Here is a 10,499-nt window from a genome sequence, read left to right as displayed (position 1 = left end):
CGCGCTCGCCGCCTATCCGGACGTGTTCGCGGGCGGCGCCGTACTGGCCGGTGTGCCGCACGGCTGCGCCACCAGCATGGTCGGGGCCTTCGGCTGCATGAATCCGGGCGTCACGAAGACCGCCGCCCAGTGGGGCGATCTGGTCCGCGCCCAGAACCCGGGACACGGCGGCCCGTGGCCCTCGGTCGCGATCTGGCACGGCGCCTCCGACACCACGGTCGCCCCGGTGAACGCGGAGGAGCTGGTGAAGCAGTGGACGAACGCGCACGGCACGGACGCCACCGCGGACGGCTCGGCCTCGCTGCCCGGAGGGGTGACGCGGAAGGACTACGGATCCTCCGCCGGCACCGTCGTGCGCGACTACCGGGTCTCCGGCATGGGACACGCCGTCCCGGTGCGTCCGTCGGAGGGCTGCGGCACGACCGGCTCGTACGCCGCCGACCTGATGTGCTCGACGGCGTACATCACCGCCGACTGGGGCCTGGGCGACGCCGACCCCGGTGACCCGGGCGACCCCGGTGACCCGGGGGCGCCCGCCTGTTTCACGGCGAGCAACTACACCCATGTGCAGCAGGGCCGCGCCACCGTCCGGTACGGCTACACCTACGCGGTCGGCTCCGGTGACGCGCTGGGCCTGTGGAACGTCTACACCGTCACCCCCCTCACCGAGACCGAACCCGGCTGGTACGAGCGGACGGCTCACTGCGGCTGAGGAACCCGCCGCGGCCCGCCGTGGCCCACCAGTACATCCGGGTGCCGCGGTGGGCCGTACGGCTGGCGCGCCGTTCCCCAACAGTCGGTGAATACTCGCCGGAAGCCGGACGCACCACTTCGCCGGAGCCCGGTCCGCAGCAACGACTCGGGTCCGAGCGTGCGCGACGGAGTCATCGAACTCCCCAAGGCGCCGCTCAACCGCTCCGCCCACGACAAGGTTCTGGCCGCCCTGGAGCGCACCAGCGAGTAGGGTGCGGCCGCGGACCCGCAGACGCCGTTCGAGGCGCCCGGGGTCATCGGCGGGGTCAGGGGCGGTGTGGGCGGAGGCGGCGTACAGGAGACCAGGAGCCGGACCGGGACGACGTGCGGGCCGTCGCGCTGGTCGGCTTCCCGGCCCTGGTCGTCATCGGGCAGTTCTTCCTCGGCCGCGGGAACACCGCGGCGCCGCTGGACTGCGCCGGCGGCGAGCTCGCCCTCGCCGGTTCCACCGCCTTCGAGAAGCGGATCTCCGCCGGAGCGCGGCGGTCGGCGCGCACCTTCCGACGGCCGGAAGGACGTGAGGCTTGTGCGCATCGACGGGCAGCGGGCCACACTGGAGGGGCCGACCACGGGGCCCGCCCTTTCCGGGAGACGGAGTACGCCACACCTACGGCGATCCTCCCGCCGCGGGCACGGGTGTCGCCGCCCGGCCGTACGGCTCCGGGCGGCGGTCCGCGGGAACCTCTGGTATGCCTTGAATGCCGCGAAATTCTCGAATGACGTGGATATCGCTCGAATCGGACGAGGCGAACTGGAGATCATCGTGTCCGAACGCAACACGCTCGCTCGCAGCCTGCACGACCTGGGGATGGGCGCATGGTTCGGCGGCTCCCTGATGGGAGCCGTGGGTCTGAACGGCGTCGCCAGGGAGTGGGAGGACGCCGCGACCGGCGACAGGATCGCGAGCATCGGCTGGGCGAAGTGGGCGCCGGTCAACGGGCTGGCCATCGCGGCCCACCTCGCGGGCGCCGCCTCCCTGCTGGCTTCCAACATGTACCGCGTGGAGCACCAGCGGGGGGTGGGGGCCTCCTCGGCACTCAAGACCGTCCTGACCGGCGCGGCTCTGGCGGCCACCGCGTACAGCCGCGTCATGGGCAAGAAACTGGAGATGGCCACCTCCTCCGACCCGGACAAGGCGGCCGGGGCCCAGCACCACCCGGCCTCCACGGAGGACGCCGAGCGGCAGTTGCGCTGGGCCCAGTGGAGCATCCCCGTCCTGACCGGCGCGCTCACCGTCGTCAGCGCGCTCCAGGGCGAACAGCAGAAGCCGGTCGAGCAGAAGGCGGGCATGCTGCGTAAGGCGGCCGCCCGCCTGGACCTGGGCTGACGCCGGGCCGCGCGGCTCGCCGGGTACGCCGGCGCCGCGCCGGGTTCCCCGGCCGACCGCACCGTGCCGGTGCGGGGGATGCGCGGCCGGCGGGTGCGCGCCGCCCTCGCCGGCCGCGGGCGCGGCGCTCTCCCGGGAAGCGCTGTCCGCCGGCGGCCGAAGCCGGACCGAGCCGGTCCTCCCGGGCCCATCCGCCCTCCGGCTCTTTACTGAATGTCATGAACAGGTAAATTCCCGACACCGCAACAACTTGTGGAAGGGCCGCGGCGGTTCTTTCGGTTCCGTCGTTCCGTCGCACCGCACGGCCGGTGGCCGAAGCCGGACCGAGCCGGTCCTCGCGGGACCGCGCCCGTCGCGGCTGAGACCGGGGACACCGTGACGGTCTTCCAGCGCACCAGGGCCGGGAACTGGTCCGAGCGCAACCCACACCGGGCGTCGGACGGGGGGCGGTGGACGACCGCGCCCGGGACGGTGATGGAGGCGGCCTGTGCGGACCGGGGGGAAAGAAGGTCCTCGGCCTGGGCGGCGCGTCCGGACCGCGGGTCACCTTCGACAACGGCTCGGGGCCTGGGGCAACAACGGCGGGTGGGACTACGACCTGGGCACCGGGAACATCACCGTAAGGGACGGTGCGGTCGCCCGCTCGGACCCCTGCGCGGGTGCCGAACCCGATCCGGGTGAGGGGGGCGGCGGGGGGAGTGCCGCCACCGGGTTCTCGGGCAGGGCGCCCGGTCCTTCGGGCGAGGGGGGAAGTCAACCGCACCGGCGTCCCCAACGACACCCGCGCCGACGCCGTCATCGGGGAGACCCGGCAGGTCGCCGACGGCGCACTGGCCATGGGTGCCCCGGGCAAGGGGGATCTGCGCGTCTACCTCCTGAACGGCCCCGGGAAGACCGGGGCGGACGGTCCCTGTCTGAAGTGATCCGCTGCCCGAGGTGATCCGTCCCGTGTGCCCCGGGTGGAGGGACCTGTGTTCCCTCGACAGTCGCGGGACCTTTCCCTTGTGCTATTGGCAGGGACATGTCCACATGGAAGGCTCCGCATATCGAACACCCGTTGGCAGTCCCTGTCCCGGGACTTACCGAAAGGACATCTCCACATGTCCCGCTCCCGTGGGTCCGCGACCGCAGGCATAGCCCTGGCCGCGGCCGCCCTGCTGGCCGTGGCCGTCCCCGCCTCCGTCTCGGCCGCTCCCGTCTCCGCCTCGTCCGCCGCTCCCGCCTCCTCCTCGGCGGGTGACGCCTACTACGCGTCGGCCGAGGGCAGGACCGGCGCCGCCCTGAAGGCGGCGCTCAACGAGATCATCAGCGAGCAGACCAGACTCTCCTACAGCCAGGTCTGGGACGCGCTGGCGGACACCGACGAGGACCCCTCCGACCCGGACAGCGTGATCCTGCTGTACAGCGGCCACTCCCGGGCGAAGTCCGAGCACGGCGGCAGCCTGGGCGACTGGAACCGCGAGCACGTGTGGGCCAAGTCCCACGGCGACTTCGGCACCAGGACCGGACCCGGAACCGATCTGCACCACCTGCGTCCCACGGACGTACGGGTCAACAGCATCCGGGGCAACAAGGACTTCGACAACGGTGGCGGCACGGTCTCCGGGGCGCCCGGCAACTACACCGACGGCGACAGTTTCGAGCCCCGCGACGCGGTCAAGGGCGACGTGGCCCGCATGATCCTCTACATGGCCGTGCGCTACGAGGGCGAGGACGGCTTCGCCGATCTGGAGGTCAACGACCGGGTGGGCAACGGCTCGGCGCCCTACCACGGGCGCATCAGCGTCCTGAAGCAGTGGCACCGGGAGGACCCGCCCGACTCCTTCGAGCGGAAGCGCAACGAGGTCATCCACGAGGAGTACCAGCACAACCGGAACCCGTTCATCGACCGCCCCGAGTGGGTCGAGGCCATCTGGTGAGGGAACGCCTCCCGCGGACCGGGCGGTAACCCCCCGCCTCAGACCTTCTTCTCCCCGGCCGCCGCGGTCCGCTCCCGCCCCGCGCCCCGCGCCCCGCCGCCACCGGCGGCGGGGCGGATGGACGCGCGTCCTCGGCCTTCCGGGCCGGTTCAGAGGCCGGACGCGCCGGACACGCCGGGCGGCACCGGCGGGGAGGGCGGCGTGTCCGGCAGAAGGCCGGAGCCCGCCGACGAGCCGGGGAGCGGGGGGACCTCGCCGTCGGCGAGGGCGGCCTGGAGCAGAAGCCGCCGTGCCAGTTCGCGGGCCTCGGGGACGGTGAGCGCGGCCCAGGTGCCGGGCGTGCTGTCGCGGCCCGGACCGAGATCCAGGGTGACCCGGCTGATCGGCCGGTCCGCGGTGGGCAGCCGCAGACACCTCACGGCGATCCGCCGGTCGCAGGAGGTGACCATCGGCGTCTCACCGGCCGGCTGGGGAAGGGCCCGTCCTGTCTCCACCACTGTTTCCACGCCTTCCATCTCATACCGCTCATAACGCAGGGGCGCAGTGGGTAGCGCCTTCCGGGCCCGGGATGTTCCCGGCCACCGGAACTCACCGCGGCCTGCCGCGCATTCGCCCGTGACGCCCCCGGGGCGTTCGACGAGGAGCCCGTCGGCGTCGGCCACCCACAACTTATCGGTGCTCGTCGAGCCCAGGCTCTCGTAGCGCAGCAGCGTCCGGCGCCGTTCCTCGGCGAGCGCCCGGACGTGTTCGGCCGAGGCGACCTCCCCGGTCACCTCGGCGGCGACGACGAGCACTCCGGGCTCCCTCGGTTCCGGGATGGTGTGGCGACCGCACCCGAACCGGGAAGACGGTGAGGTTTCTCATGTTCGCCGCCCAGATCCCGGTCTTCGTCCGGAGGGCGCTCCGTCGGCCTTCCCTGTGGGCGGGGGCGGAACAGCGTGTGGCGCACCCCGGCGTCCGGTGGGGTGCCCGGGCTGCGCGGTTGCCTTGATCACGGTATCTGGGGGAAGGTTGCCGGACGGTAATCCTCTGTTCGGCGTCCGGCCCGGCGTTCCGCGCAGTGTCATCCGAGTCATCCGGCAAACAGCAGGAAGGTGGTGGGGCCCGCAGGCCCCCGGTTGTGACGATCTCCGAGGACTCATCCACCCGGCCGCGCGGCGCCGGGCCCGGTACGGCGTGGGACGACGCGCCCTGTGCGGCGGTGGCGGTCGACCCGTCCGGCGCGGTGGCGGGGGTCAACACGGCCGCCGCCGGGCTCTTCCCGGACGCGGTGCCCGGCGCGCGGCTGGAGGAGGCGGTGCCGTGCTGGCTGGCCGACGCCCACCGGCGCCTCTCCGCCTCCCCGGGCTCCGGGCCCGGGGAGGCGCCCAGAGGCGAGGTCGGCGGGCGGAGCCTGCGGGCGCACCCGGCCCGTGACGGGAACGGGGAGGTGGTGTGGTGGCTGGTCGACGACACCGAGCTGCGCCTGGCCGAGGAGGCCCTGAGAAACGAGCGGAAGCGCACCGCCTTCCTCGTGGAGGTGTCCGAGACCCTGTCGGCCACCCTGAACGTCGAGCGGTGCATGGAGGCGACCGTACGCCTGGCCGTACAGCACCTGGCGGACGCGGCCGTGCTGGTCGCCCCGGCGGCCGGACGCGGGCTCCCGGTCGCCTACGGCACTCCCGAAGGCCCGGCGCACGGCACGGTCGAGGCGGACCCGGAGACGGTGCCGGGACTGAGCGAGGCGCTCCGGGGGTTTCCGCCGGTGCCCTCGCGCTGGATCGATCCCGCACTGTTGCCCGACTGGGCCGTACCGCCCCGGTTCGGCGGCACGGCGGGCTCGGCGATGGTCACCCCACTGCCCGGCCACGGGGTCCCGGCCGGGGCGCTGATCCTGCTGCGCCGCACCGAACACACCGCGTTCAGCCGGGACGAGGAGACCTTCGCGAGACTGTTCGCCGCCCGCGCCGGGGCCGCGCTGTCGGCCGCGCGCCTGTACGCCGAGCAGGCCGCAGTGACCGCCACGCTGATGCGCGAGCTGTTCCCGCCGAAGCTGCGCCGGGTGCACGGGATCGAGTTCGCCGGCGGCTACCGCGCCTCGGAGATCAGGGAGTGGGTCGGCGGCGACTTCTACGACCTCCACCCCGCCGCCGGGCCGGAGGAGGAGTCCCTGATCGTCCTGGGGGACGTGTGCGGCAAGGGACTGGAGGCGGCCGTCCTGACCGGGAAGATCCGCAACACGCTGCACGCGCTGCTGCCGATGGCCGACGACCATCCGCGCGTGCTCGGGCTGCTCAACGGCGCGCTGGTCAGCTCGCACCACACCCGCTTCGCCACCCTCGTGCTGGCCTCCGCCGCCCGCGTGGGGAGCCACGTCAGGCTCCGGCTGACCAGCGCCGGCCACCCCGCCCCGCTGATCGTGCGCGCCGATGGAAGCGTGGAGGAGGCCGACACCCGCGGGTCGCTGATCGGTGTGCTGCCGAAGGTCAGGGCGCGCACGGCCACGGTCGGACTCGCGCCGGGCGAGACGTGCCTGCTGTACACCGACGGCGTCACCGAGGCCCGCGGCGGGCCCCTGGGCGGGGACATGTTCGGGGAGGAGCGGCTGAAGGAGGCGCTCGGGGAGTGCGCGGCCATGCCGGCGGAGGCGGTGGTCGAACGCGTCCGGATGCTCGTCGGCCAGTGGGTCGGGGGAAGGAGCCACGACGACATGGCGGTCGTCGCCATCACGGCGCCGCGCACCGTGCGCCCGGGCGCGGTGGACGGTCACGCCCGGGGCGGGGACACGGTTTGACCGACCACACGGACCACGCCTCCACCGTCGCCGGGCCGGCGGCCGACCCGCACGCGGCGCGGGAACGGCTGTGGGACGCCGTCCGCGAGGGTGACGAGTACGCCGCCTCCAAGGCCGTCTTCGCAGCACTGGACGCCGGAGCGGACCCGGAGGCGGTGCTGCTGGACGTCATCGCGCCCGTCCAGCGGAAGGTGGGCACCGAATGGGCCGCCGACCGCATCACCGTGGCGCAGGAGCACGCCGCCACCGCCATCAACGAACGGATCATCGCCGCGCTCGCCCACCGCGTGCGCGGCCGCGCACGGCCCGTCGCCGGGGCGGACCGCGTCACGGTCGCCTGCGTGGACGGCGAGTGGCACGCCCTGCCGGCCCGGCTGCTCGCCGAGGTGCTTGCGCTGCGCGGCTGGCAGGTCGACTTCCTCGGCGCCCAGGTTCCCGTCCCGCACCTGATAGCGCATTTGCACCGTACGGGGCCCTGCGCCGTCGCGCTGTCCTCCTCCATCTCCACCCGCCTGCCCACCGCCCACGCCGCGATCACCGCCTGCCAGGCGGCCGGCACCCCGGTGCTGGCCGGCGGCGCGGCCTTCGGCTCCGACGGACGTTACGCCCGCCTGCTCGGCGCCGACGCCTGGGCCCCCGACGCCCGCGCCGCCGCCGACAGGCTGAGCGGGGAAGCACTGACGCTGCCCGGCCCGCGCACCGCGCACCACCCGGTCGACGACCTGCCCCACCTGGCCGACCAGGAGTACACGATGGTCTCGCGCACCGCCCCGCGGCTGGTGGGGGAGACCATGGCCGGTCTGGAGGAGCGGTTCCCGGCCATGCGCGGCTACACCGAACGCCAGCGGCTGCACACCGCCGAGGACGTCGCCCACATCGTCGACTTCCTGTCCACCGCCCTCTACGTCGACGACGAGGAACTGTTCACCGGCTTCATGACCTGGACCGCGCAGATCCTCACCGCCCGCGGGGTCCCCGCGCACTCCCTGCACCCCGCGCTGGACCTGCTGGCCGGGCAGTTGAAGGACTTCCCCCGCGCCACCCGCCTGCTGGAGGGGGCCCGCCGGGCCCTCGGCACGGTTTCGGCCCCCGCCCCCGACCCCACCGGCCACGGAAAGCCCGAATGACACCCATGCACCGGCCCTCCTTCGCACTCATGGCCGAGACCGGCCCCGGCACCGTCCGGCTGCGCGTCACCGGCGACCTCGACCACGAGACCACCGGGGAACTGGTCGGCGCCGTACGCCTGCACCTCGGCGGCCGGCAGGCTCCGGACGACCTCCACCTCGACTTCGCCGCGCTGAGCACCTGCGATTCCACGGGACTGTCCGGGCTGCTGCTCGTCCACCGCCTCGCCGTCGCCCGCGGCACCCGCCTCCACCTCGACGACCGCCCGCCGTTCCTGGAGCGGTTCCTGGACATCACCGGCACCCTGGAGCACCTCACCGCGCCGCCTGCCGAGGAGTCCCCGGGGCGGGCCGAGGATTCCGGCCGGCGGCCCGGCGCCGTCTGACCGCGCTTTCCGCCGCTCCGCCCTGCCCGGCCGGAGAACGCGGGGCGACGGGTGGTTGTCCGGAAACCGCCGGTCGGCCGGCGGGCGCCGGGTCATGCTGGTACCGGGCGGACCGGAACCATCCGGGCCGCGGCCGAGAGGAGACCCAGTACATGCCCGCAGTGCCCCGGGCGTCCGGACGGCGCACACACACCGTCGTCGGCAGCCCCTGCGGCCCGCTCACCCTGGTCGCCGAGGACGAGTACCTGATCGGCCTCTACATGGAGGCCCAGCGGCACCGGCCCGACGAGTCGGCCTTCGGCGAGCGGCTGCCGGAGCCCGCCGGACCGCCGCTCGCCGAGACGGCCCGGCAGCTGGAGGAGTACTTCGCCGGGCACCGCGAGACCTTCGACCTGCCGCTGAGGCTGAACGGAACGCCGTTCCAGCAGCGTGTCTGGGCCGCGCTGTGCGAGATCCCCCACGGGCGGACCTGGACCTACGGCCGGCTCGCCGAGCACATCGGCCGGCCGTCGGCCTCCCGCGCCGTCGGCCTCGCCAACGGAAAGAACCCGATCGGCGTCATCGTGCCCTGTCACCGCGTCGTCGGAGCCGACGGCGCCCTGACCGGTTACGGCGGGGGAGTGGAGCGCAAACGGGCGCTGCTGGAGCACGAACGCGCCCTGCCGGCCGCCGGGGCCCGGCAGCTCTGCGTGTTCTGACCGTCCCTCAGCGGACGAGGGCCGAGGCCAGCAGCCGCAGCGGCGCCGAGCGGCCCCGGCGGGGCACCGTCAGCAGGGGATGACCGCGCACCCCCCAGGTGGCCAGCAGGGCGTTGGCCGCCTCAAAACCGGTGGTGGCCGCCCGTTCCATCAGTGCCACCGGCAGCGCGGTGCGCACCAGGTCCCCGGCGAGCACCAGTCGGGGGTGGCCGGTGCGAACCCCCGGCCGGTCCCGCCGGGTGCCGGTGGCGAACAGCGGGCAGTCCTGCCGCCACTCGTGCCGCTCGTCGACGACCGGGGCGCCAGCCGTCTCCGGGTAGACGCGGGCGAGTTCGGCCAGGGCCGCCCGCTGGACGGCGACGCGGTCCGCGCCCGGGCCGACGGCGTAGGCGTGCAGCTCCACCACGCTGCCGCCCGTGCGTGCGGCCCAGCGGGCGGCCTCGCCCTCCCAGCGGTCCAGGACGCTGACGTTGTCCAGGGGGCCGTAGCCGCTGGTGCCCAGGAAACCGGGCCGGTCGGCGGCCACGGGCCGGCCGAGCCAGTAGCGGGAGACCAGGAAGGGCGGGGCCTCGCGCAGCCGCCCGACCGACGCCCGCCAGCCGGGGCCGCCCAGGCCGGGGGAGTTGTCGACCACGGCGCGCAGGCCCGCGCCGTCCACGGCCAGGACGACCGCGTCGTAGCGCTCGCCCCGTTCCGCTCCCGGTCCCCGGCCCTCGGCCGTCACCACGGTGAAACCGTCCCGCTCGGGGCGCACCGTCCCCGCGGCGGTACCGGTGCGCACCCGCGCTCCCAGTCGCTCCAGCCGGGCGGCCAGTGGGTTCCACAGGACGTCGGGGAAGGGGTCGCGAGGGACGTCGAAGAGCAGTCCCTCGGCCGAGCCCAGGAAGTAGATGTGGAACATCAGGACCAGTTCGGCCGCCGACAGCTCGCGGGGATCGGCGAAGAAACTGCGGGAGAACACCTCGAAGGCCAGGTGCCGGGCCGGTTCGGGGAAGCCGATGGAGTCCAGGAACTCCGCGGCGCTCACGCCGTCCAGCCGCTCGTGGACCTCCGGCACCCGCACGTCCAGCAGGGAAAGCGCCGCGCGGGGGTTCATGCCGGCCAGTCCCGAGGGGGTGAAGGTCGGGCTGAGGGCGGTGAAGCCCAGCACGCTCCACGGCGGGGTGCGGGGCACCCGCGCGAAACTGTCCCGCGCTCCGCCGCTGTGCCACAGCGGGTAGTCCGGCAGCGGGGTGAGCATCGACAGGGACGGGTCGATACGCCGCAGCAGATTGCGCAGGTTGTAGTACTGCCGGAAGAAGGCGTGGAAGCCGCGGGACATGGTGACGGACGTGCCGTCGGCCAGCTCCGTGGTCCAGCCCCCGACGCGTCCGCCCAGCACCTCCCGGCGCTCCAGCAGGTCGACGGCCACACCGCGTTCGGCCAGCGCGGTGGCGGCGGTGAGCCCGGCGATGCCGCCGCCCACCACCGCCGCGCGGACCTCGCGGTCGCCGATGCGGGCCGCCCCGGCCGGCGC

Annotated in this window: 9 protein-coding genes and 1 pseudogene; 8 read left to right on the top strand and 2 right to left on the bottom strand. The window is 74.2% G+C overall.

Features of this window, described 5'->3' with window-relative positions:
- The 4 genes and pseudogenes from LJ221_RS16960 to LJ221_RS16940 all read left to right on the top strand — a co-directional run.
- Window positions 1-712, top strand: a pseudogene (locus LJ221_RS16960) (PHB depolymerase family esterase); the annotation flags it as partial.
- Between the two features lie 762 nt (window positions 713-1,474).
- Complete coding sequence (locus LJ221_RS16955; protein WP_308314803.1) at window positions 1,475-2,080, top strand: hypothetical protein; 606 nt, start codon at window positions 1,475-1,477, stop codon at window positions 2,078-2,080.
- Between the two features lie 659 nt (window positions 2,081-2,739).
- Window positions 2,740-3,003, top strand: coding sequence for a hypothetical protein (locus LJ221_RS16945; RefSeq protein ID WP_241717582.1), 264 nt, complete (start codon window positions 2,740-2,742; stop codon window positions 3,001-3,003).
- Window positions 3,004-3,180: 177 nt separating this feature from the next.
- Entirely contained in the window at window positions 3,181-3,999 is an 819-nt protein-coding gene (locus LJ221_RS16940; protein WP_241717570.1) for an endonuclease I family protein, read from the top strand.
- 149 nt (window positions 4,000-4,148) lie between these two features.
- Here LJ221_RS16940 and LJ221_RS16935 read toward each other — a convergent pair whose 3' ends face one another.
- Window positions 4,149-4,793: a hypothetical protein gene (locus tag LJ221_RS16935; protein WP_241717569.1), complete on the bottom strand. Its 645-nt coding sequence runs from the start codon at window positions 4,791-4,793 to the stop codon at window positions 4,149-4,151.
- Between the two features lie 326 nt (window positions 4,794-5,119).
- Between LJ221_RS16935 and LJ221_RS16930 the strand changes: the two genes are divergently transcribed.
- From LJ221_RS16930 to LJ221_RS16915, 4 genes are all read left to right on the top strand, one after another.
- Window positions 5,120-6,772 carry a PP2C family protein-serine/threonine phosphatase gene (locus LJ221_RS16930; protein ID WP_241717568.1) on the top strand — a complete coding sequence of 551 codons (1,653 nt, stop codon included), beginning with the start codon at window positions 5,120-5,122 and terminating at the stop codon, window positions 6,770-6,772.
- On the top strand, window positions 6,769-7,899 hold the full coding sequence (locus tag LJ221_RS16925; RefSeq protein ID WP_374228485.1) for a B12-binding domain-containing protein: 1,131 nt from the start codon (window positions 6,769-6,771) through the stop codon (window positions 7,897-7,899). Before LJ221_RS16930 ends, LJ221_RS16925 begins: the two co-directional genes overlap by 4 nt.
- Window positions 7,896-8,285 (top strand): STAS domain-containing protein, encoded by a 390-nt coding sequence (locus LJ221_RS16920; RefSeq protein WP_241717567.1) that lies wholly within the window; start codon window positions 7,896-7,898, stop codon window positions 8,283-8,285. The genes LJ221_RS16925 and LJ221_RS16920 overlap by 4 nt, the downstream gene beginning before the upstream one ends.
- Before the next feature lie 152 nt (window positions 8,286-8,437).
- On the top strand, window positions 8,438-8,983 hold the full coding sequence (locus tag LJ221_RS16915) for a methylated-DNA--[protein]-cysteine S-methyltransferase (RefSeq protein WP_241717566.1): 546 nt from the start codon (window positions 8,438-8,440) through the stop codon (window positions 8,981-8,983).
- Between the two features lie 7 nt (window positions 8,984-8,990).
- On the opposite strand, the gene LJ221_RS16910 is transcribed toward LJ221_RS16915, so the two are convergent.
- Window positions 8,991-10,499, bottom strand: a 1,509-nt coding sequence (locus LJ221_RS16910; RefSeq protein ID WP_302852020.1) for an FAD-dependent oxidoreductase, incomplete at its 5' end; no start/stop codon positions are given.

The organism is Streptomyces sp. CNQ085, from assembly GCF_022614595.1.
Classification (GTDB): domain Bacteria; phylum Actinomycetota; class Actinomycetes; order Streptomycetales; family Streptomycetaceae; genus Streptomyces.
This window is presented reverse-complemented; position numbering and strand designations above follow the sequence as displayed.